20 protein-coding genes and 1 pseudogene are annotated in these 21374 nt (G+C 43.4%); 4 read left to right on the top strand and 17 right to left on the bottom strand.

Translation table 11 applies throughout. The features are described 5' to 3' along the window. Positions 1-181: 181 nt before the first annotated feature. From SSIN_RS05225 to SSIN_RS05260, 8 genes and pseudogenes are all read right to left on the bottom strand, one after another. Complete coding sequence (locus SSIN_RS05225) at positions 182-1219, bottom strand: aldose epimerase family protein (RefSeq protein WP_037616525.1); 1038 nt, start codon at positions 1217-1219, stop codon at positions 182-184. Between the two features lie 21 nt (positions 1220-1240). Next, positions 1241-2272 carry a tagatose-bisphosphate aldolase gene (gene lacD, locus SSIN_RS05230; protein WP_052076764.1) on the bottom strand — a complete coding sequence of 344 codons (1032 nt, stop codon included), beginning with the start codon at positions 2270-2272 and terminating at the stop codon, positions 1241-1243. Between the two features lie 21 nt (positions 2273-2293). After that, on the bottom strand, positions 2294-3457 hold the full coding sequence (locus SSIN_RS05235; RefSeq protein WP_037616527.1) for an SIS domain-containing protein: 1164 nt from the start codon (positions 3455-3457) through the stop codon (positions 2294-2296). Positions 3458-3565: 108 nt separating this feature from the next. Then, positions 3566-3970: a PTS sugar transporter subunit IIA gene (locus tag SSIN_RS05240; RefSeq protein WP_037616529.1), complete on the bottom strand. Its 405-nt coding sequence runs from the start codon at positions 3968-3970 to the stop codon at positions 3566-3568. An 11-nt stretch (positions 3971-3981) separates the two neighbouring features. Further along, positions 3982-4800 carry a PTS system mannose/fructose/sorbose family transporter subunit IID gene (locus SSIN_RS05245; protein WP_037616531.1) on the bottom strand — a complete coding sequence of 273 codons (819 nt, stop codon included), beginning with the start codon at positions 4798-4800 and terminating at the stop codon, positions 3982-3984. Next, a pseudogene (locus SSIN_RS05250) lies at positions 4787-5703 on the bottom strand (PTS mannose/fructose/sorbose/N-acetylgalactosamine transporter subunit IIC). The gene SSIN_RS05245 and the pseudogene SSIN_RS05250 overlap by 14 nt, the downstream one beginning before the upstream one ends. Positions 5704-5729: 26 nt before the next feature. After that, complete coding sequence (locus SSIN_RS05255; RefSeq protein WP_037616533.1) at positions 5730-6206, bottom strand: PTS sugar transporter subunit IIB; 477 nt, start codon at positions 6204-6206, stop codon at positions 5730-5732. Continuing rightward, on the bottom strand, positions 6203-7990 hold the full coding sequence (locus SSIN_RS05260) for a glycoside hydrolase family 35 protein (RefSeq protein ID WP_037616536.1): 1788 nt from the start codon (positions 7988-7990) through the stop codon (positions 6203-6205). Before SSIN_RS05260 ends, SSIN_RS05255 begins: the two co-directional genes overlap by 4 nt. A 140-nt stretch (positions 7991-8130) precedes the next feature. Here SSIN_RS05260 and SSIN_RS05265 point away from each other — a divergent pair, with 140 nt between their 5' ends. Continuing rightward, positions 8131-8847: a GntR family transcriptional regulator gene (locus tag SSIN_RS05265; RefSeq protein WP_037616538.1), complete on the top strand. Its 717-nt coding sequence runs from the start codon at positions 8131-8133 to the stop codon at positions 8845-8847. Positions 8848-9327: 480 nt separating this feature from the next. Here the strand turns inward: SSIN_RS05265 and dhaM are convergent, their stop codons facing one another. Genes dhaM through dhaK form a run of 3 tightly spaced genes read right to left on the bottom strand, consistent with a single transcriptional unit; the run spans position 9328 to position 11280 of the window. Beyond that, positions 9328-9702 carry a dihydroxyacetone kinase phosphoryl donor subunit DhaM gene (dhaM, locus tag SSIN_RS05270; RefSeq protein ID WP_037616540.1) on the bottom strand — a complete coding sequence of 125 codons (375 nt, stop codon included), beginning with the start codon at positions 9700-9702 and terminating at the stop codon, positions 9328-9330. Beyond that, entirely contained in the window at positions 9702-10280 is a 579-nt protein-coding gene (gene dhaL / locus SSIN_RS05275; protein WP_037616543.1) for a dihydroxyacetone kinase subunit DhaL, read from the bottom strand. Before dhaL ends, dhaM begins: the two co-directional genes overlap by 1 nt. 10 nt (positions 10281-10290) lie before the next feature. Next, positions 10291-11280, bottom strand: coding sequence for a dihydroxyacetone kinase subunit DhaK (dhaK, locus tag SSIN_RS05280; protein ID WP_037616545.1), 990 nt, complete (start codon positions 11278-11280; stop codon positions 10291-10293). A gap of 218 nt (positions 11281-11498) precedes the next feature. Here dhaK and SSIN_RS05285 point away from each other — a divergent pair, with 218 nt between their 5' ends. Both SSIN_RS05285 and SSIN_RS05290 read left to right on the top strand, forming a co-directional pair. After that, positions 11499-12095, top strand: coding sequence for a TetR/AcrR family transcriptional regulator (locus SSIN_RS05285; RefSeq protein WP_037616547.1), 597 nt, complete (start codon positions 11499-11501; stop codon positions 12093-12095). Then, positions 12092-12658 carry an NAD(P)H-dependent oxidoreductase gene (locus SSIN_RS05290; RefSeq protein WP_037616550.1) on the top strand — a complete coding sequence of 189 codons (567 nt, stop codon included), beginning with the start codon at positions 12092-12094 and terminating at the stop codon, positions 12656-12658. The genes SSIN_RS05285 and SSIN_RS05290 overlap by 4 nt, the downstream gene beginning before the upstream one ends. 44 nt (positions 12659-12702) lie before the next feature. On the opposite strand, the gene purB is transcribed toward SSIN_RS05290, so the two are convergent. The 6 genes from purB to purD all read right to left on the bottom strand — a co-directional run bounded on the left by purB (position 12703) and on the right by purD (position 18905). After that, the gene (purB, locus tag SSIN_RS05295; protein ID WP_037616552.1) at positions 12703-13998 is read right to left on the bottom strand and encodes an adenylosuccinate lyase; all 1296 of its coding nucleotides are present in this window, start codon (positions 13996-13998) and stop codon (positions 12703-12705) included. 54 nt (positions 13999-14052) lie between these two features. Then, a complete protein-coding gene (locus SSIN_RS05300) occupies positions 14053-14280 on the bottom strand; it encodes a hypothetical protein (RefSeq protein ID WP_037616554.1) in 228 nt (75 codons plus the stop codon). A gap of 175 nt (positions 14281-14455) precedes the next feature. Next, positions 14456-15874, bottom strand: coding sequence for a hypothetical protein (locus SSIN_RS10055; RefSeq protein ID WP_052076765.1), 1419 nt, complete (start codon positions 15872-15874; stop codon positions 14456-14458). Further along, entirely contained in the window at positions 15871-16959 is a 1089-nt protein-coding gene (gene purK, locus SSIN_RS05310) for a 5-(carboxyamino)imidazole ribonucleotide synthase (protein ID WP_037616556.1), read from the bottom strand. The genes SSIN_RS10055 and purK overlap by 4 nt, the downstream gene beginning before the upstream one ends. Next, a complete protein-coding gene (purE, locus tag SSIN_RS05315) occupies positions 16946-17434 on the bottom strand; it encodes a 5-(carboxyamino)imidazole ribonucleotide mutase (RefSeq protein WP_037616559.1) in 489 nt (162 codons plus the stop codon). The genes purK and purE overlap by 14 nt, the downstream gene beginning before the upstream one ends. Before the next feature lie 208 nt (positions 17435-17642). Next, positions 17643-18905, bottom strand: a complete 1263-nt coding sequence (gene purD, locus SSIN_RS05320) for a phosphoribosylamine--glycine ligase (protein WP_037616561.1) — start codon at positions 18903-18905, stop codon at positions 17643-17645. Positions 18906-19341: 436 nt separating this feature from the next. On the opposite strand from purD, the gene SSIN_RS05325 reads away from it, so the two are divergent. Next, complete coding sequence (locus SSIN_RS05325; RefSeq protein WP_037616565.1) at positions 19342-21288, top strand: GBS Bsp-like repeat-containing protein; 1947 nt, start codon at positions 19342-19344, stop codon at positions 21286-21288. The last annotated feature ends 86 nt before the right edge of the window (positions 21289-21374 follow it).

Consider the following 21374-nt stretch of genomic DNA (forward strand, 5'->3'; position numbering starts at 1 on the left):
TCTTATCTCATTTTTCACTTAAAGCCTTGACAGACTTGACAAATGGTAGAAAAGAGCCAAAAATACTTCTCTCAATAATTTTTAATTGATAAAAACGGCAGAAGGGGGAATCTGCCGTTTTATTGTATCTTTGGGCTAGGATAGCCATTGGGATACACTTCAAATGAAGCACGTTTGCTGTTTATTGCACTCCTGCGAAGTAAACTGTGGTGCTGGTGAAAATGTGGCCTGCCTTGAGAATGACCTGATCCTTCAAGTCACTATGAATCGCATCAGGCAAGGCTTGTGCCTCCAATGCCAGACCATTATGCTGAATCATTGGCCGTCCATTTAGGATGACTGATTCATCGACAAAATTAGCCGAATAAGTCACGACGCAAGGAGCATCTGTGCGGAAAGTCAGGTAGCGGCCAGACGCCGCATCATATAGGTATCCTGCCTCTTCCTGCTCTTTATCGAGAGCAAAAGGGTGATCTAGCCCTGACACGACCTGAATTTGCTCGTCTTGGTCAGCAAAAATTTCTTTTAGCTCCAGACCTTTTTGCAGGCCTTTGACAAAGCCACGATTCGCATCCGCCTCTTTTGCTGGCACACCGTCAGGAGCAATCGGATAAACGCCTTTGGTATGCAGTTGGAGGATATGCTGATCGATGGGCTGACTAAAATCACCTGACAGATTGAAATAGCTGTGGTTGGTCGGATTGACCAGACTGTCCTGATCTGTCTGGATCTGATAGGAAATTTCCAGCTCCCCTTTTTCCGACAAGGAATAGGAAATCCAGATTTTCAAATTTCCAGGGAAGCCACCCGTCCCATCTAGGCGCTCTGTATAAAATGTGACTCCGTCGTTTGTAACTTCCTCTGTTTGGAAAATCACGCTGTCCCAGCCAGTAGAGCCACTGTGGTTACAATTCTGACCATTATTGACTTCCAGCTGGTAGGACTGCTCATTCAGCTCAAAGCTAGCCTTGGCAATCCGCCCCGCAACTGGTCCCACGCTGGCACCATGCTTAGGACTATTGCCAACATAATCATCAAATCGCTCAAAACCTAGAACAATATTGGCAAAATCACCATTTTTATCGGGTGTTTGATATTCTAAAATCGTTGCACCATAATTCATGACCTCGAAGCAATAGCCCAGAGAATTTTCAAAGGTATAGGCTAAGACATCCTGCCCTTTAAAAGTCCCAAAAATAGATTCTTGATAAGCTTTCATACCATCTCCCTCTGTTGCATCTTAAAAATCACGAACCAGCCATTGCCGGTCTTCAAAAGGGAGATTAACCTTATCTACCCAAGACACAGCTGTTTCTTTTAAGACTTTATTGAGTTCATCAATATTTTCAAATCCCGTGGTGCGCAGCCATTCCCGAGCAGCATCTGTGCCACTCTCGATATAAGCTTGCACACTGCCGGCCCAGGTCGCTCGTCCGCAGAGCACACCGTTAAAGCGAGCACCTGACTCGTGCGCAAAGACCAGTGTTTCTTGGAAAAGCTTAGCAGACACACCTGCACTGAGGTAAATATAAGGAAGATGGGTAGCTTCATCCTGCTCTTTGAAAAAGGCAGCAGCTTGGGCCTTTGTATAAACAACCTCACCATCGCCAAAACCTTCCACATATTTGACATTGACAGGGACTTCCACTTTCAGGACATCAATATTAAATCGTGGATGAGAGAAAACCTTCATGGCTTCAATGACCTTGCGCGGTTTGACTTTAGCGTATTCCACACTTCCAGTGTCTGCATTTGTCTCATCATAGGCCAAAATTTCAAGGAAGAATGGGATGTCTTCCGCAATACATTCTGAACCGATTCGTTCAATGTAGGCCTGCTTTTCTTGATTGAGCTCATCACTGCTGTCCACATCATAGTAAAGTAAAAACTTAACCGCATCTGCTCCTTGCTCCTTGATTCGCTTAGCGGACCAAAGATTTAAGCAGTCTGGCAGACGTTTGGTACTGGATGTATCGTAGCCTGTTTTTTCATAGGCCAGCAGCAAGCCTGCATTTTTATCTAGTACTTTGGTTGCTGGGAGGCCATATTCCGGATCAAGCAGCATGGAGGAAGCATGAGGAGTCAACTCTTCTGCCACCAAAACTTTCAACTCTTCCATTTGAGCCACACTTGGTTCACCCTCTTGATATTGAGCCATCAAGCGTTTCAAGGCTCCCCGTTGGTCAAAGGCCAAGGCTGAAATAATGCCGTTTGCATCTGAAAGTCTTTTTAAGTGACTGACTTTTCCATGACTAATGTTTAACTTTTCCATATTCTGATTCCTTTGTGATTCTTATTGGTGAAAAGGGTGGATGATAACTCCCTGAACGACCCGATTAACCGTACCTGTCGGAGACGGTGTGTCTGGTCGATTTTTTACTTTCAAAGAAGTCAAGAGAGAGAATAGCTGAGCATACACAATATAAGGGAAGGCTCGATAGCTATCTTCCAAGATGTCACTTTCAAGAACCACTTGCTCAACATTTTCCAAGTCTTCTCTGCGCTCTGTAAAGAAGACAACCTTGCGAGCAATCTGATCACCAGAAACCTCACGCACCAAATCTAAATCATAACGTTTAGTGTATTCGTTCCTTGAGCCAAAGACCAGCACGAGCGTATCTTCGTTAATCAGAGATTTTGGGCCATGGCGGAAGCCAACTGGAGTTTCATACATGGTCGCAACCTTCCCTGCGGTCAATTCCAAAATTTTCAGCTGAGCTTCGTGCGCCAGACCAAAGAATGGCCCTGATCCAAGATAAATGACACGGTTAAATTCTAATTCTGTCAAAGCTTGGACATCAGCCACATCTGCCAAAACCTTTTGACTCAAGGCAATTAGCTCAGCCACTCTTGCTTCTTTTTGAGCCAAATCTGCCGGGTCAAAAACCAAGAGAGCTGTCAACATCATAGAGGTGAAGCTAGAAGTCATGGCAAAGCCTGCATCATTTGATGGAGCTGGCTGCAGTAAGAGGAGATTCCGTTGATCACCGTGCGCCTGCTGAGCCAGTTTTCCCTCTGCAGCACAGGTAATCGTCACTTGATAAAGCTCGTCAACCAACTGCTTGGCCAAGTCCACTGTCGCAACACTTTCTGGCGAATTGCCACTACGAGCAAAAGACACGAGAACTGTTGGAATCTCCTTATGCAGATGAATCTCAGGACCAGCCACAATATCAGTCGTCGCAACCGAATTAAAATTCCATTTGCGCTCATCATAGAGCTTTCTGAAATATGGCAGCAGCGTATCGCCCACATAAGCCGAAGTTCCCGCACCTGTAAAGATAACTTTTATATAATCATGCTTTTCTTCGATACCTTTCAGAAAAGCAGCGACTTGGTCAGCTTGAGCCTTGTAATGATTAAAAGCTGTCTGCCAGACATCCGGCTGTTGATAGATTTCACGCGTCGTGATTTCAGCACCCAATTCAACCAGTTTCTCTTTTGAATAATCTAGCATGGTACTCCTTTCAAAAATAAACATAAATATATTAGTTACTTCTATTTGAAAGAGGGAATGGGAAAATTCCCCACCCCCCTTCATTTCTTTTTCCGTTACAAAACAGTCCTACTCATCTTCATCATCTGACAAGCCTGCTAAAATATCATTAACCTTAACGATATTTTCGACTGCTTTTTTCGGATAGTCAACATCGGCTCCTGTCAAAGAAGCATTGAGAAACTCAATCACCATCGGCAGATTCATGCCTGCATATAAGTCAATGTCCTTACCTTCTAAAATAAGGCGACTGACTACATTACATGGTGTTCCTCCCAAAAGATCTGCAAACACAAGGTAATCTTCAAAATCCTTGACTGTGTCTAGGAATTTAGCCGTGAAATCATCCGGACCCTCCTCTGGTAGCAAGGCAACGGCATGAATATCCGCTTGAGGCCCCATAATCATCTCAGTTGTAGTTTTCAGTTCTTCACAAAACCGACCATGACTAATCAAAACTAATTGTTTGCTCATAATTTACACCATTATGCCATCCCAAAGAAGAAGTGACCGAATGCTGAGAATGCAACTGCAGCAACAATGATGAGCAAGATAGCTTTTGTAGAGTTCATACCCTTACGTCCAAGCAACCAGTAGATTGCACCTGTGATGATTGCTGGTACCAAACGTGGGAAGATGAGGTTGAGCATATCTTGAATTTCAATTGCTTTATCCCCGATGTGTGGAGCCCAAGAAACTTCAACACCAATCATGCTGGCAATCAAGGCACCAACCATGAAGACACCAAGTACAGATGCAGCATCAATCAAGGCTGTCAAAGTACTTTGCATGTTGTTGATGAGGTTAACCCCTTCTTTGTAGGCAAATTCCAATTGTTTCCAACGGAAAATGTCATAAGCAACAGCTACAGCAATCCACATGAAGATACCGGCTGGGTTGCCTGCAACAGCCAAAGTTGCCGCAATTGAACCCATAATAGCTGGTACCAATGATCCAAAGATTGAGTCTCCAAGAGGAGCGAATGGTCCCATGAGACCTGTCTTGATACCATTGACCGCATCTTTTGATTTGACACCGTCTTTTTCTTCCAAAGCAAGGTCAAAACCAGTGATAATTGTGTGGAAGAATGGTGAAGTATTGAAGAATTGCGTATGCAATTTCATCATTTCTTTCAGTTCAGGTGTACCGTCTCCATACATTTTGCGCAATTGTGGCAAAATCATGTAAAGGTAACCAGAAGCCTGCATCCGTTCATAGTTCCAACCTAATTGGAAAGTAAACAAGCTACGTTTGTTAATCTGTTTAAAATCTTCTTTTGTTAATTTGTAATTAGAATTCGTCATCTTCAATTTCCCCGCTTTCTGATTCAGTTACTGGAGCAGCTACGACTGTACGTTGGCTGTTTTTGAAGTGTTGTACTGCAAGGAAGATACCGATGATAGCGATACCGATCATAGATACACCCTTGAAGTTGTTAACAAAAGTAATCATTTGTTCTTCTGGAAGGTTAGAGAACACTTCAGAACCAACAATGCTAGACACTGCAGCACCAAGGCTTTGAACATTGCTATAAAGCACTGTCAACATAGCCGTCAAACCAAATCCAAGTGCCAAGTAGTGAAGGTTGCGTTTAACTGGAAGGTAGTGGAGCAAGATTGCGAATCCGAGACCTGGAAGCATTTGACCTGCAAGTTTTAGACCGTTTGCCAACCATTGTACGTTAGAGATACCTGTAACAACAGCTTCTACAAAAGCTCCACCAAAAGCAAGCGCGAAGAAGACTGGGAGGGCACGAGATGCCATCCAAGGAAGAGCGCCAAGGAGATAGTTACGTTCGATACCTTTGTAGTCAAAGCGTTCAATCGCAGCATCTACACGGTGAGCGAAGTAAGTTGTAGTCATACGACCAAGAATATCGAAGTAAGTCAAGAGAGCAGCTACCGGAACAGCGATTGTTGAAATCGCGATTTCAGNGGTTTGATCCCTTGAGCTACTGAGAAGGCAGTCGCAAGAACCGCACCAGAAGTGGCGTCAATACGAGATGCACCACCGAATGTACCAACACCAAGTACTACCAATTGAAGGGAAGCACCGATGAAAAGACCTGTACCCATATCTCCCATAATGAGACCTGTGATAAATCCAGCAAATACAGGTGAACCTGCTGAAGAAACGATCGTCAACTCATCACAGATTTGATAAGCTGAGTACAAAGTGAGTAATAAGATTTGCCACCATTGTATCATGACAATGACCTCCTAAAAATTTTTCCTTATTTTAACAAATTCATAAAATCCGCAACCGGATCATTTGGAACCATCTGAGCTGTCAGTTTGACTCCCTTTTCATGCAGCTTGTGGAAAGCTTCCACATCCGCATCAACCACGTTGATTGAGCGAGTGATTGAGCGAGTTTCATCTGACTGAGACATATTTCCGACATTGAGCGTTTCAAGCTGAACCCCTGCCTCTACCAAACGTAGGAAACGGTCTGGTTTACGCGCTACAATCAAAAGTCGCTGCGAATCATATTTACCAGCCAGAATGTTTTCTGCTGCTTTAGCGACTGGCAAAATGCTGAGCTTCACTCCTGGCGGTGTTGCCAGCTTGAGTCCGCTCTTTTCGATAGCATTTTCAGCTACCTCATCATCAATCACCATAATGCGTGAAATGTTGAGTTTAGTAGTCCAAAGGTTGGCTACCTGTCCGTGGATCAAACGTCCATCGATACGTGCACCTACTATTGTCATAAATTTTCCCCCTTTATTGTTTTAAATGTAGGTTGTTTAACTAATTGAATGAATTCTTTATATTCCCCTTCCGTTTCAAAAATGATAATACGGTTACTTCCTTCTTTCAGAAGGCTATGCGGAATATAAAGCGATAAGGTTGGTCCGACATTCCAGAAACGGCCGATATTGACGCCATTTACAAAGGCAACGCCCTTTCCAAAACCGGACAAATCTAAATATGTGTCTTTAAGCGCTTTTATTTCAAAGTCAAAAGCGTAGAAAGCTGGCTGCTTGGGCTGCCATCCTTTTGAAAAATCGATGTTTTCTGTGTTTTCTAAAGGAAGTGGATACTGTTGCCAATCAAGCAAGAAATGCAAATCCTTGCAGACACCAGTGCGAATTCCTTTTCGCTGTGTATCCGCTAAGAACTTGTGCCCGTAATTGACCCGACCCATATTTTCAATCAGTATGTCAATCTGGTGGGTCGCTTTCTTTTTACCAGTGACAAAGATATCTTGACCAATCTCGGCTTGATACTGCGTTGTGACAAGCTCCCCATCTACAAACAGCTGCATCCGATCTCGTCCGTCAATCACCCGAATCTTTTCCTCATCAGCATCCCAGCTCGCCTCTGTATGGTAAAGCAAGTAGCCATAGCTTTGACCCAAATCCTCCATTTTGATAGGATAGAGACTCTCAACCGGCTGAGCCAAATCAGGAAGTGTTTCAAACAAGCTTACTTTCTCACTGAGAGCGATATCCCTCAGTTCAAAGGATTCTTTTGTGAGCGGTTTCGTTTGTGGGTACTCAGGGTAGTAGGTCTCCATCATTTTTTGCACTGCAAAATATTTCGGCGTCGGATTCCCCTGTTCATTGAGCAGAGCGTCGTAGTCATACGAGGTCACCTGTGGCAAATCCGTCACACCTCTCGCTGAGCATCCATTCATGAAGCCAAAGTTTGTGCCTCCGTGAAACATATAGAGATTAATAGAGCCTTGCTTCAAAACCTCATGGACTGCTTCAGCTAGCTCTTCTGGCTCTCTTTTAATGACCGGTTCTTTCCAACGATTGAACCATCCGTCCCAAAATTCCATGCACATGAGTGGCCATTTTTTGCCATGCTCATCAAAGAATTCTTGCATTTGAGAGAAATTGTAAGCTGCCTTAGAGCCAAAATTACCTGTGACAAATAAATCCTCATCGATCAGAGTACCGGCTTTCAGAGTCGCCCTCCAAGGGCCATCTGATGTAAAGAGCGGACAATCAATGCCTCGATCCAGCATCAATTGCCGAATCGCCCTCAGATAGTCTTTATCTTCACCGTAAGAGCCATATTCATTTTCCACTTGCATCATGAGGATGTTACCGCCCTTGTCCAAGAGCCTTGGGACCAACCGCGGAAGCAACTCATCATAGTAATCCGCAACAGCTTGGAGATAGCTGGCATCAGAAGAGCGGATTCTCATATCCTCATTCAAAAGCCAAGCTGGCATTCCGCCAAATTCCCACTCCGCACAGATAAAAGGCGAAGGGCGAACGATGGCATATAAACCTAAATCCTGAGCCGTCTGAAGAAACTTCTCAATATCTAAAATCCCCTGAAAATTAAACTCTCCTTTTTGAGGCTCGTGCATATTCCAAGGAACATAGGTCTCAACTGTATTGAAGCCTAGAGCTTTCAGATTGTAGAGTGAGTGATACCAGTCTTCCGGCTGAATCCGAAAGTAGTGAATCGCTCCCGACAAAATCTTAAACTCTTGACCATCCAAGTAGAAAGAAGAACCTATTTCAAATCTCGCCATCGCCTTTCCTCTCTTGTTTGTAACTGCTTTCATTTATTGTATTATTAATATAATAAATTTTTTCATAAATGTCAACATTTTTTTGAAAAATATGTTAAAATGATAATAAAGAGGAATAAATAAAAAGAGAGGTAAGTGCCATGGCTATTCCTAAATATCAACAAATCAAGGATGAATTGAAACAGCAGATTATTTCTGGCAAGTTCGAAAACGGTGATAAATTCTACACCGAAGCCGAATTGATCCAACTGTTCAATGTCAGCTCTATCACTGTTGTCCGTGCTTTGAACGAGCTTGCCAATGATGGCTACATCATTCGTCAGCAAGGAAAAGGAACTTTTGTTTCACGTGCAAGAAAACACAAACTCGTGGAATTCTCTGACGTCGAAACCTTCCCTATCCAAAAGGATAAGGTAACGGTTCTGTCCATCAAACGTGGAAACAACTTAAAGATTCTAGAGAAGTTGGAATTAGCTCCAACGCAGTTTTACTATAAGATTGACCGTATCCGAAACACGGAAGGGAAAACTTATATCTACCACCAAACCTATATCCCTGAGCAGTATATCAACCCAAATTATCCAAATCTGGACTACTACAGCTCAATCTACAATCGCTTCAAAACAGACTATCATATCCACATGAATGATGAATATTTTGAAGAAATCAACGAAATTACCTTCCCAACACCAAAAGATGTTGCTAAAGTGCTGGACATAGACCCGAATTTCCCAACCGTTCATCAAACTAAAACGACCAAACTGGAAAATACCGGCCAAATTCTCGAATATAGCGAAACTTACAAGCGCGGGGATTTCTTCAAGATTAAGTTCATTTCTAGCAATCGCGATCACTGAAAATAAAACGATGGCTGATTTATGGCTGTCGTTTTTTGCTTCCCTGTTACCAGCTCAACCCCATTATAAACCTATCTAGACCAATCTGCAAGATATTTGACTCATAAAATTATCTTTTTCTTACATTTTGTAGCTGAAACAAAACAATTTTAACCGTAAACAGCTTTTTTTCTTGTTTTTTATTTGATAATCAAACAAAATCCAAACTTTACTCATGATTGTTAGAACAATATTAGAGCTTTTTATACAAAAACATCAACCAATCAAGCTAATAATTCTTAACTATGTCCTTTGTCAGCGTATACAAGTTTGATTGCATCTTTTTTAGAACAAAATATAGACTGATAGACTCTATGCGAAAGAGAAATAAAACAAAAAGACTCAAAATTACGTTTAAAAAACGTTGATTTTAAGTCTTTTTTATAATTTCATTTTCTATTTCTGCTGATTGAGCGACATTCAACTTCAAAGGATGCTGTCCTACTTATTGATTTCCAACTCTCCAACTTGCTCTAGAACTGCCTCCAAATCTGCCCCGGCCTGAAGAAGTGCAGCAGCCGTATAGGCACCTTCTACTATGGGAACATTGTTGATGATGATTTCCTTGTCAGAAAAGTCTGCGACCATTTCCAGATTCATCCGAGCCGAGCCCAGATCAAAAAAGGCTAAAATAGTGTCCTTATCATTGGCATCTAAAGCTGCCTGAATACCTTCAAAGCTGGTACCAATGCTACCGTCGTCCAATCCGCCTACATAGCTGATGTCCACATCTGCCGCCACCTGCAAAATGAGGTCAAACAAGCCTTGGGCTAGGTTTTTGGAATGGGAAACGATAAGAATGCCAGTATCTGCCATCAGCCTGCCTCCGTTTCTAGAAGAGCCTCAAAGAGGAGACCAGATGAAGCCGAACCGGGATCGATATGACCGATAGAACGCTCCCCGACATAGGAAGCCCGCCCCTTAGTTGCCTTCAAATCCTTGGTCGCTTCCACTAAGGAGCCAATTTTTTCATGCGTCAAGTCTCCAGACTGCAGAGAAACAGGAATCCCCGACCAGACATCCACCATGGTCTTCTCGCCTTGCACAGCCTTGCCCCGCTTCTGGATCATGTCCAGACCAGCTTGGATGACTTCTGACAAGTCTTTGCTGTCTTTTTCGGCCTTGGCCATGCCCATGAAAGCTGAGCCATAGAGAGGGCCTGAAGCACCGCCGACCTTGCTAATCAGCTGCATAGAAACAGCCTGAAAAACCTCAGCCGCATTGGCAAATTCCTTAGCAGCTAGATTTTCTACCGCGGCTGCCATTCCCCTGGCCATATTGCCACCGTGATCGCCGTCACCGATGGGTGTATCAAGGTCAGACAGATAGGCTTTCTGATCCTGGATCTTTTCGTTAAACAACTGCATCCATTTTTTTGCTCTTGCTGCGTCCATAAGCACCTCCTTACCAAGCGGCTGTCGTGACAGGACTGTTGAGAGCTGTCAGCCAGTCTGGCTGGTCCAGCTCGATAAAGGTCAGAGAAATCCCTGCCATATCAATGGAGGTCATGTAATTCCCCAGCTTTTTATAGACAACTTCGACTCCAGCTTCTGCCAGAAGATTTGCTACATCGGCCGCAAAGACATACTGCTCCATGAGCGGTGTTGCACCCATACCATTGATGAGAATGCCAATCTTCTTACCAGATTTGAGTTCAACAGACTGACTGAGCTTTTCGACCAATTCCTTGGCTAAGTCCTTAGACGACTGCATCTTTTCCTTGCGATAGCCTGGCTCACCATGGATGCCGATACCAAACTCTATTTCGTCATCGGCCAACACAAAACCAGGTTTACCGACTTCCGGCACGGTTGCCCCGCTTAGAGCCAAGCCGACCGTGTGAATATGTTTGACCAGCTCATCAGCCAAAGCCTTGATTTCAGACAGAGATTTGCCAGCGCGCGCTGCATCCCCTAGAATCTTATGGACAAGGATTGTACCAGCCACTCCACGGCGACCTTGAGTATAGAGGCTGTCTTCCACTGCGATATCGTCATCTACGACGACACTAGCCACCTCAATCCTTTCCATCTCAGCCATTTCCTGAGCCATTTCAAAGTTCATAATGTCGCCGGAGTAATTCTTAATAACCATGAAGACCCCAGCTCCCTCATCTGCTTCCTTAATGGCCTGCAAGACTTGGTCTGGTGTTGGCGAGGTGAAGACCGCTCCGCAGATAGCAGCCGACAGCATGCCCTCACCGACAAAGCCAGCGTGAGAAGGCTCATGACCGCTACCGCCGCCAGAAATCAGCCCAACCTTGCCCGTCTTCTCACTCTTGCGGGCAATGATATCAAAGTCCTTGACCCGATAAACCAAATCGCTGTGAATATAGGCCAAGCCCTCCAGCATCTCGTCCACAACCGCTGTTGGGTCGTTGATAATTTTCTTCATAGGAGTCCTCCGTTTCTCGGCGCTTCTCTAAAATGAGCAGCCCGCCCTAAAAAGAAAGCGCTATCATTTTGATATTATTTTAACATTTTATCTTACCGAAAGCAAATTCTGCCACATCCTAGACTAGAAGAAAGCATCAAATTAGTTGACAAGAAAAAGTAGACAGTGTATACTAAAGATAGATAAGTAGACGGTGTATACTTTTTTGGAGGAGAGTAATGAAACGCAATACTGCCCAATTAAAAGAAGATCTCATTCAAACGGGGATTGAAGAAATTAGAAAACATGGAATTGAACAGCTTTCGCTCAGGACTGTTGCCAAGGCCTGCGGTGTGACTCACGGCAGCCCTTACCGCCATTTTGAGAGCAAGGAAGGCTATCTCAAGGTGGTTTTGACCCAGCTTTCGCTGTTTCTAAATCAGGAAATCAATAAAAATATTGATGCGACAGGTTCTGCGCGTGATCAGCTGACCCAGCTTGGTCTTAATTTCATTATTTTTGCCAAGACCTACCCTCATTTTTTCGAGGCTCTCTTTATCAAATTTCCTTTTAAATATATGAAGGTGACCCAGGACACCATTCTCTTGGAGTGTGATCTGCCAGGATTTGATAAATTTAAGGAGCTTGTTTTAAAGCTTCGCAAGGAGGAAAATTTTAGTAATAGCGAAGCGGAAAGCCTCTTTCACTTTTGGAGCTTTATTACGGGTCTAGCCGTTCTGGCCAACAGTCCTATCGGACAAGACCTTGACCAGCAAGCCATCCAAAACACCATCCAGCACATGCTTGACATTTATATCAAAGGAGAACGATCATGAAAACCTTGATTATTTACACCCACCCCAGCCCAACTGGCTTCAATGCTGCTATTCTCAAAGAAGTTCAAAGCAACCTTTCTAAGAAGCATGAAGTGAAAACCTTGGACTTGTATGCCGAAAATTTTGACCCGATTTTGCGCTTTGACCAAGAACATAGACGTCGTGACCTGCACAAAGACCCTGAAATGGCAAAATACCGCGATTTGATTACTTGGGCAGAACATCTGATTTTAATTTTCCCTATCTGGTGGAGCGGTATGCCGGCCATTCTCAAAGGCTTTATCGACCGCGTCTTTGCGGCTGACTTTGCCTATTATTATAAGAAAGTCGGCCTCCAAGGCCACCTGCAAGGCAAGTCCGGCTGGATTATCGCCAGCCACAATACACCAGCCTTTGCCCTGCCTTTTGTCCAAGACTATGGCAAAGTACTTAAAAATCAAGTCCTGAAACTTTGTGGTATTTCTCCAGTCAAACTGACCGAGCTCAACGGAGTAGAACGCAAAACAGACCAACAACGCCAAGAAATGCTCAAGAAAATCGGACAGCTGGCCAGCCAAATTTAAGATAAAGAAAATAGGCGCTTCTTACGAAATGCCTATTTTCTTGTTTAATCCAGCCCCACGCGCTTGAAGATTTCATCCACGCGCTTGGTGTAGTAAGTAGGGTTGAAGATTTCATCAATCTCTTCCTGAGTCAGACGGGAAGTGACTTCTGGATCCGCTTCGAGCAGAGGCTTGAAGTCTACTTGATTGTCCCAAGACTGAGCAGTCTTTGGCTGCACCAAGTCATAAGCCCGCTCCCGCGTCATGCCTTTTTCAATCAAGGTCAACATGGCACGTTGGCTGAAGATAAGACCAAAAGTCGAGTTCATGTTGCGGATCATGTTTTCTGGGAAGACTGTCAAGTTCTTGACGATGTTTCCAAAACGGTTGAGCATGTAGTCGATGAGAATGGTCGTGTCCGGTGCAATAATCCGCTCAGCTGATGAGTGGGAAATATCGCGTTCATGCCAGAGAGAGACATTCTCAAAGGCTGTTACCATGTGGCCACGAATGACACGCGCCAGACCAGTCATATTCTCAGAGCCGATTGGATTGCGTTTGTGAGGCATAGCAGATGAACCTTTTTGCCCCTTAGCAAAGAACTCTTCGACCTCGCGTTGCTCAGACTTTTGCAGACCACGGATCTCCGTCGCCATACGCTCGATGGAAGTCGCGATGCTAGCAAGAACCGCAAAATATTCAGCGTGAAGGTCACGAGGAAGGACCTGTGTAGAGATTTCTTGAGCACGGATACCTAACTTGTCGCAGACGTATTGCTCTACAAATGGTGGGATGTTGGCAAAGTTCCCAACCGCACCAGAAATCTTACCAGCTTCCACACCAGCAGCCGCGTGCTCAAAACGCTCGATGTTGCGCTTCATTTCGCTATACCAAGTCGCCAATTTAAGACCAAAAGTTGTAGGCTCAGCGTGAACACCGTGGGTACGCCCCATCATGATGGTGAACTTGTGCTCCTTAGCCTTATCAGCGATGATGTTGATGAAGTTTTCAAGGTCTCGACGGATGATGTCGTTGGCTTGCTTGTAAAGGTACCCGTAGGCCGTATCCACCACGTCGGTAGAAGTCAAACCATAGTGAACCCACTTTCGCTCTTCACCAAGAGTCTCAGAAACCGCACGCGTGAAAGCCACCACATCGTGACGAGTCTCTTGCTCAATCTCCAAAATACGGTCGATGTCAAAGTCCGCCTTCTCGCGAATCAAAGCCACATCTTCCTTAGGGATTTCCCCCAACTCAGCCCATGCCTCGTCAGCCAAGATTTCCACCTCCAGCCAAGCACGGTATTTATTTTCTTCAGTCCAAATGTTCGCCATCTCGGGGCGAGAGTAACGGTTGATCATGTTGAATCTCCTTTCTTTTGATGTTTCACATCAGCTAAGCAACCGAGGGAAATCTTATTCAAATTCTTCTTTACCAATCCATACAGATGGATAGTGATCTAGTGTATTCAAATCCGTATCCAGTGGTACATCATAGATAGCCAAATAGTTTTCGGGGTATTGAGCAACTAATTCATCATATTTAGCTTGCACCTTACCATGGTCAGCACTAGCAAACAAGACTTCAACAACAGCTCCAGTCTTATCGTTATCAATAAAAGCATTAACAATAATATGAATCATAGGAATTAATCAAGTCTGTAGCCCGTGTTCAGTTTAGACAATACGAGGGGCCTTGTTCCTTTCTGTTTATATTTTTATGGAAATTCAAATATATAAATTACGCACTTATCATTTCATATTTATAAAAAGAAGCAAAATATTTTTAGTATGTGTATAAATTTATTTGAACTTCGATTTAATATGGATTTTTAAAGATTTTTTCCAATGTTTCATTGTTTTCAGCGACTTCATCTAATTCTCTTTTCGTTGTATATCTTATATTTTGTGGTGGATAGGTATTACCTAAAGGAATCAAATGGTCATATGCTTGAGCTTTACCATCAAAAATCACCTTCCAATATCCTAAATAATTTTCAGATGGAATAATATCCTTCACTTTTGCAATATATTGAATACCACTTCTTGGTTTTACTTCATATCCTGCAATATATCTTATCTTGGTTCTTCTTTTTCCGATACGAATATCATACCATTCATTTTTTTCTAAGAAGGCTTCTTTAAATCCTTCCTCTTGTGCAGGTACAATTAACGTTAAATCATCTTCTAAGTTATTAGACTCATCAGACTGTATACCAATTAAAGCGTCCAAAGTTTCAAACATTTCATTTTCTTCAATAGTGGTGTATTTTGTTATGGTCTTATCCTCAAATGAATCTAATGCTTTTGAAATTTGTAAAGATACTTTTTCAATATTTTCTTTTATAGATACATAATCATCTCTCCGAAAAAAAGTATTATGAGCTATATCGTTTCTTGGATCTTTTAACTGATTTAGAACTGTACTCAAACTATTTGACAATCTTTCACTACCATCAATACTCCGTGAAATATATCTATCCCAAACAGATCTAGGAGCCGTCCCCTGAATTGCTTTGTCTATATCTTTTAATTCTTTAATATGACTTTCCCAATCAATTTCCTCAGTAGAATTAGTAAATCGCTCATCAATATCATTTGTCAAATTTTTTAGAGATTCTAAAACTTTTATAAAATTTTCTTGAGTACTATCCTCATCGGGTTTTTTATCCTCATAAATTGCAAATAACATAGTGGGTAAGTCGCTAAAATACTTACCATCCAACGGCTTATAATTTTTCTTTTTCGACTTATTATTATCTCTAATTGCTAAACTTTTTGTTAATCTTTTTTCCCAATTCTGTGTCTTAGATTTCAAAAACATTACTTCAGAAATCAATGCTCTCGTTTTATTTTCAATGACATGTATCAATTCATACGCTTTTTTACTATAATATTGAGATATAGCATCCTCCAATATAAACATTTCCAAATCAGTAAATGAGTCAATAAAACTATGAAGTTCGGCGTCCAACAGTTCAAATTCATCAATATTATCCTCATCGCTAAGATTTACAACTAGAATAAAAAACTTTTTATTCTCCTCTTGTATTTCGGTATCCATCATTTTTAATTTATAACTAAATGATTTAGTTTTGATTTTAATTGATTTCTCCTCACATACTAGTTCGGTGGTATCACTTATAGATTTCTTGAGCCTCCTAATATTATCATGTAAATTTTTCTTTGACTTATTTTCATTAGAGATAATTAAATACCTAGACATTCTTTCCATCATATAGCCCCTTTCCCAAACTCAACCACACTATCTGGCGCATCACTAAACACAGTCACATGCCCCATCTTGCGATTGTGCTTCGCTTCTATTTTACCATACAGGTGGAGGTGGGCGCTTGGATTTTCTGTGATATATTTTTCAGCGGCCTCGACGTGCTGGCCGAGGACATTGAGCATGACGGCTGGCGCATGCAGGTGGATAGCTGGCAATGGTGCTCCGAGAACACCAAGAATATGTGTGTCAAACTGCGAGAAGTCGCAAGCTTCGATAGAGTAGTGGCCAGAGTTGTGTGGTCGTGGGGCGATCTCGTTGACAATGATGTCATCAGCTGTCGCAAACATTTCCACGCAAAGGGTTCCAGATAGTTTGAGCTGTTCTGCGATACGTAGAGCCATGGATTTAGCCTTTTCTGCTAAACTTTCTGAAATGCGGGCTGGCACAATGGTCTTAGACAGGATATTGTTGCGATGGATATTTTCCTGAACTGGGAAAACCGTCACGTCCTTGCCATTTCCTGATACGATGACAGAAATTTCAAGGTCAAAATTGACAAATTCTTCCAAGACACAGTCTGCTGAATCTGCTAGCGCATAGGCTTCTTCCAAGTCTGCTTCTGAGCGAATAACCTTTTGTCCATGCCCGTCATAGCCACCAGTCGCCGTCTTGAGGACATAGTTTTTCGACAGGTCTATATCTGCCAAATCTTGGCTAGAAGTCACAACCTTGTAGGGCGCAACAGTGACTTGAGCCTTGTTTGCGAGAAAATCCTTTTCAAAAATCCGATTTTGAGAAATGCGGAGCAGGTCCGTCCCTTGAGGGAGCTGACCATCCTTGATAACGGCATCTAAACCGTCAGCATCTACATTCTCAAATTCATAAGTCAGGACATCGCAACGCTCAGCCAGCTGACGAAGGGCATCCACATCATTATAAGGAGCCACGATAATTTCCGCCACGCGAGAGGCCGGGCAATCCGCCGCAGGATCCAGCGCGATAACCCTGTGCCCCATGTAGATAGCAGAAATGGCCATCATCTGTCCCAGCTGACCGCCACCGATAATTCCGATTGTTTTAGATGAGCTCATTTGTAGACTCCTCTGCGATTTTTCCTTGTTCTTCTGCAAAATCTGCCAAAGCTGTCGCGATAGCCTGATCCTCTACTGAGAGGAGACGGAGGGCAAAGAGGGCCGCATTGGTCGCACCAGCTTCACCGATAGCCATTGTCGCAACAGGCACACCACCCGGCATCTGCACGATAGAGTAAAGTGAGTCCAGACCGCTGAGAGCGCGTGATTTGACTGGTACACCGATGACAGGCAGAGTGGTTTTGGCCGCTACCATTCCTGGCAAATGGGCTGCGCCTCCAGCACCTGCAATGATAACCTTGATACCACGGCTGCGAGCTTCTTCGGCATGCTTGAACATGAGGTCTGGTGTACGGTGGGCAGAAACAACTTTTTTTTCGTAGGCTACGCCGAAGCGGTCCAGGACTTCTGCTGTTTTTTGCATGGTTGCCCAGTCGGATTTTGAGCCCATGATGATGGAAATTACTGGTTTCATATTAAGATACAAAGGGACGTTTCGCTTGCGAAAAATCCTGTAGAAAAATAGGAAAACTAACGACGACGGTTACGTCTAGGCAGTTTTATCTTTTTCCTAGGGATTTAGTCCCGTGTTCAGTTAGGGAAACTAACTGAATACTCCTTTCTTACATTTTTCCTTTATTGCGACCATTATCGTATTTGGCGACTGCGTCGCTTTTACACTCTTATTTGTTTGCCTTGCTTCCGATGTCATGGCGATAGAAGAGGCCTTTGGGGGCTTGTTTTTCTAGTTGATTGTAGATTTTTTCCTGCGCAGCTGAGACGGTATCTGCTGTGGTGACGAGCATATAGACACGACCGCCATTTGACAGCAGTGCTCTGCTATTTTCCGAAAACTTGGCCCCTGCATAGTAGGTGATGATGTCGCCGTCTGTCTTCTCCGGCAGAGGCAGGCCTTTCTCATAATCCAGTGGGTAGCCCTCTGATGCGACAACCACGCCCAGGGTCACTCCCTTGTCTGTCCAAGTAATGTTTGGCTCCTTGCTCTCGAGGATATCCGTGATATTTTGCGCAAAATCAGACGTCAGGCGCGGCAAGATAATCTGGGTCTCCGGATCTCCGAAACGAGCGTTGAACTCGATGACTTTCGGGCCATCAGATGTCAAGATAAGACCTGCGTAAAGAACACCAAGATACGGACGACCTTCTTTGATCATGCCCTCAAGGACTGGCTTGACAATCGTCTCAACTGACTGATCCACCACGCTTTGTGGCAGGTGAGGGACTGGCGCATAAGCACCCATCCCACCTGTATTGGGACCCTTGTCGCCATCATAGGCACGCTTGTGATCCTGAGCCGTAGGCATGATGTAGAACTTGTCACCATTGACAAAGGCAAAAAGTGAAAATTCCTCTCCTTCAAGGAATTCCTCGATGACCACACGCGCACCTGAGTCACCAAATTTATTGTCCAATAGCATGTCATGAGCGGCTTCTACTGCTTGCTCTACGGTCTCTGCTACGACCACGCCCTTGCCTAGAGCTAGGCCGTCTGCCTTGACCACGATAGGCGCCCCTTGCTTTTCGATGTAGGCTTTGGCTTCTTCAAAGTCGGAAAATGTGCCATAGGCTGCTGTCGGAACGCCGTATTTGACCATGATTTCCTTAGCAAAATCCTTGGACCACTCCAGCTCCGCTGCTAAACGAGATGGGCCGAAAGCCTTGAGTCCAGCTTGGTTAAAATCATCCACAATCCCAGCAGCAAGGGCATCATCTGGACCGATAAAGGACCAAGCAACATCATGCTCCTTGGCAAATTCGATTAGTTTGGAATGTTCGGAAATTCCAATATTCACTAAATCCAACCCATCCAAGGTCATACCATCATTTCCAGGAGCGACAAACACCTGCTCCACATCCCGAGACTCCAATAACTTCTTGGCAATCGCGTGCTCACGACCGCCCGAACCAACAACTAAAAGCTTCATAGCTAAGATACCTCAATGTCCAATATCACAGGTGCTCACGCACCAAGCTAACACATCACGTAAAAATTATCGTATTTTTACGAATTATTTATCTAAATTATATCACAATCGTTCGTTTTATTCTATGATAACCGGGAAAGAATGAAAATAATCTAATCTTATTGAAAATTTATAATCTATGGGAAAATATAATTTTTATTCAAGAAAATGAAATACAGCCTCTTAGTTAAAGAATAAGTATTCATTTTAGCTTATATGCCTACTTTTTTAGCACTTTTGACTAATTTATAACCTTTAGTCAAAACATCAAAGATTTCATAAAACTAAATTAGATTAGCAGTTCAATTCCCAAAATTTTAAAAAATTACTCTATTTTCATATTTTTTCCCGAATAATCTAAATGGAATTATCCAAATTTCTTATTCAAAGGAGATCTATGAAGAAATATCAGAAACTGTTTTTATTATCCGGAGCAGTCCTTGGGCTGTTTGCCAGTCATTCCACGGCTCAGGCTGTTGCATCAACTGAAGCTGGAAGCAAAATCCTAGGCCCCACTGATCGTGCCAGCAATGTGACTGTCAATGTCACTGGGGATACGGCACAGATTCATTATGCCCGCTCCAAGGCTCAAGTTCCTTATACTATTTCCCACGCGGTCTGGTCCGACGAAAATGGACAGGATGATTTGAAATGGTACACCACACCTCAAACATCCAGCACAGCCATTGACCTCCGGCAGCACGCTGGCTATGGCACTTTCCATGTGCACACTTACATTAATATCAACGGGAAGATGATAGGCTTAAATGGTACGACCTTTACCCTCAATAAACCTGCAATTAAGGTCACTACTAATATTGTCGGACCAACTGGGCAAATTTACTTTAATCGCAATAAAGATCAGTTAAATTCCCGTATTTTACATGCTGTCTGGTCTGATGAAAATGGACAAGATGATTTAAAATGGTATAATGCTGGGCAAGATATCACCGAATTTACACTTTCTAATCACAAAGGCTATGGAACTTATCATATTCATACTTATGAAAACAAAAACGGCAAGATGATTGGCTTAAACGGCACTACTTTCCATCTCGAAAAGCCCAATCCGACCATTCAAGCAAGCTTCCCCGAGTCGGGCATTATGGAAATCCTTATCAAAAATCTTCCTGACACCATGTACAAGGTCACTGTGCCAACTTGGTCTGAAAACAAGGGTCAGGATGATTTGCAATGGTATGAGGCAAGTAAAAATCCTGATGGCAGTTACAGAGTAAGAGTAGAACTGAAGAAACACAATTACGATACAGGAACCTATCATATCCATCTCTACGGTGAAAGCTATGTCAAACCTGAATTTACATGCTTAGCAGGAACAACTGCTACAATAGATGCTGGAAAGCTCCCTTCTCCAGAAGAGCAAAAACCGCTTTTTTCTGTCGAAAATGTCAATCATGAGCAGGGAACCTATACTGTAAAAACCAGTGAGACTGCAACATCTAAGCCGATTCAGTCCGTCCGCGTTCCCATCTGGAGCACCCATAATCAAAGCAATATCAAATGGTATGAGGCAAGTAATAATGGAGATGGAACCTTTACTGCACAATTTAATATTCGCAACCACCAAGCCTTATCTGGTAATTATATCAATCATATCTACGTCAAATATAAAGATGGCAGCGAACATAGCTATGCGACAGACACCGTCACTCTCTCTGCTGAAAATATCAAAACCAAGGTTTCTGTCAATAAAATCTCTGCCTACAATTACGAAGTGACCGTGGTAGATGCTTTCGGGCCAGGAACGATTTCTCTGCCGACCTGGTCAGAAGTCAACGGCCAAGATGACATCAAATGGTACACTGCTAACAAAGTTGGCAATGGCTTGTATAAATTTACCATCAATACGCAACAGCATGCTGGAAGTGGTCTCTTCCATACCCATGTCTACCGTAATCTCAACGGCCAGTTGACTGGACTTACAGGTACCAGCTATCAGGTTGATAAACCAACTACTCCTGAGCCAACCCTCTACACCCCTGATTATGCAGGAGCCTCCTCTTACCCCTATGGTCAGTGCACTTGGGGAGCAAAAGTGCTAGCTCCTTGGGCCGGTCCTTACTGGGGTAATGGTGGCCAGTGGGCAGCCAGCGCACGCGCAGCTGGTTTCCGGACAGGAAGTATCCCACAAGTCGGAGCAATTATCTGCTGGACTGATGGTGGCTATGGGCATGTCGGTGTTGTCACCCATGTCGAATCCAACACCCGCATCCAAATCAAAGAATCCAATTATGCAGGCAAACAGTACATTGGCAACTTCCGTGGCTGGTTTAATCCCTACGCCGCTGGTCAAGGAGCTGTCAGCTATATTTATCCAAAATAAATCTATTCAAAAACCCTCGGCTTAATGAACCGCACCCCAAAAGTTAGACAGAAAAAATCTAACATTTGGGGTGTTATTTTTATGAA

The sequence above is a fragment of the Streptococcus sinensis genome (assembly GCF_000767835.1).
GTDB classification, from domain to species: domain Bacteria; phylum Bacillota; class Bacilli; order Lactobacillales; family Streptococcaceae; genus Streptococcus; species Streptococcus sinensis.

Bases quoted from the DNA above. Each gene is read 5' to 3' on its own strand.
- SSIN_RS05225 (WP_037616525.1), bottom strand. From the start codon at position 1,219: ATGAAAGCTTATCAAGAATCTATTTTTGGGACTTTTAAAGGGCAGGAT.
- lacD (WP_052076764.1), bottom strand. From the start codon at position 2,272: ATGGAAAAGTTAAACATTAGTCATGGAAAAGTCAGTCACTTAAAAAGA.
- SSIN_RS05235 (WP_037616527.1), bottom strand. From the start codon at position 3,457: ATGCTAGATTATTCAAAAGAGAAACTGGTTGAATTGGGTGCTGAAATC.
- SSIN_RS05240 (WP_037616529.1), bottom strand. From the start codon at position 3,970: ATGAGCAAACAATTAGTTTTGATTAGTCATGGTCGGTTTTGTGAAGAA.
- SSIN_RS05245 (WP_037616531.1), bottom strand. From the start codon at position 4,800: ATGACGAATTCTAATTACAAATTAACAAAAGAAGATTTTAAACAGATT.
- SSIN_RS05255 (WP_037616533.1), bottom strand. From the start codon at position 6,206: ATGACAATAGTAGGTGCACGTATCGATGGACGTTTGATCCACGGACAG.
- SSIN_RS05260 (WP_037616536.1), bottom strand. From the start codon at position 7,990: ATGGCGAGATTTGAAATAGGTTCTTCTTTCTACTTGGATGGTCAAGAG.
- SSIN_RS05265 (WP_037616538.1), top strand. From the start codon at position 8,131: ATGGCTATTCCTAAATATCAACAAATCAAGGATGAATTGAAACAGCAG.
- dhaM (WP_037616540.1), bottom strand. From the start codon at position 9,702: ATGGCAGATACTGGCATTCTTATCGTTTCCCATTCCAAAAACCTAGCC.
- dhaL (WP_037616543.1), bottom strand. From the start codon at position 10,280: ATGGACGCAGCAAGAGCAAAAAAATGGATGCAGTTGTTTAACGAAAAG.
- dhaK (WP_037616545.1), bottom strand. From the start codon at position 11,280: ATGAAGAAAATTATCAACGACCCAACAGCGGTTGTGGACGAGATGCTG.
- SSIN_RS05285 (WP_037616547.1), top strand. From the start codon at position 11,499: ATGAAACGCAATACTGCCCAATTAAAAGAAGATCTCATTCAAACGGGG.
- SSIN_RS05290 (WP_037616550.1), top strand. From the start codon at position 12,092: ATGAAAACCTTGATTATTTACACCCACCCCAGCCCAACTGGCTTCAAT.
- purB (WP_037616552.1), bottom strand. From the start codon at position 13,998: ATGATCAACCGTTACTCTCGCCCCGAGATGGCGAACATTTGGACTGAA.
- SSIN_RS05300 (WP_037616554.1), bottom strand. From the start codon at position 14,280: ATGATTCATATTATTGTTAATGCTTTTATTGATAACGATAAGACTGGA.
- SSIN_RS10055 (WP_052076765.1), bottom strand. From the start codon at position 15,874: ATGATGGAAAGAATGTCTAGGTATTTAATTATCTCTAATGAAAATAAG.
- purK (WP_037616556.1), bottom strand. From the start codon at position 16,959: ATGAGCTCATCTAAAACAATCGGAATTATCGGTGGCGGTCAGCTGGGA.
- purE (WP_037616559.1), bottom strand. From the start codon at position 17,434: ATGAAACCAGTAATTTCCATCATCATGGGCTCAAAATCCGACTGGGCA.
- purD (WP_037616561.1), bottom strand. From the start codon at position 18,905: ATGAAGCTTTTAGTTGTTGGTTCGGGCGGTCGTGAGCACGCGATTGCC.
- SSIN_RS05325 (WP_037616565.1), top strand. From the start codon at position 19,342: ATGAAGAAATATCAGAAACTGTTTTTATTATCCGGAGCAGTCCTTGGG.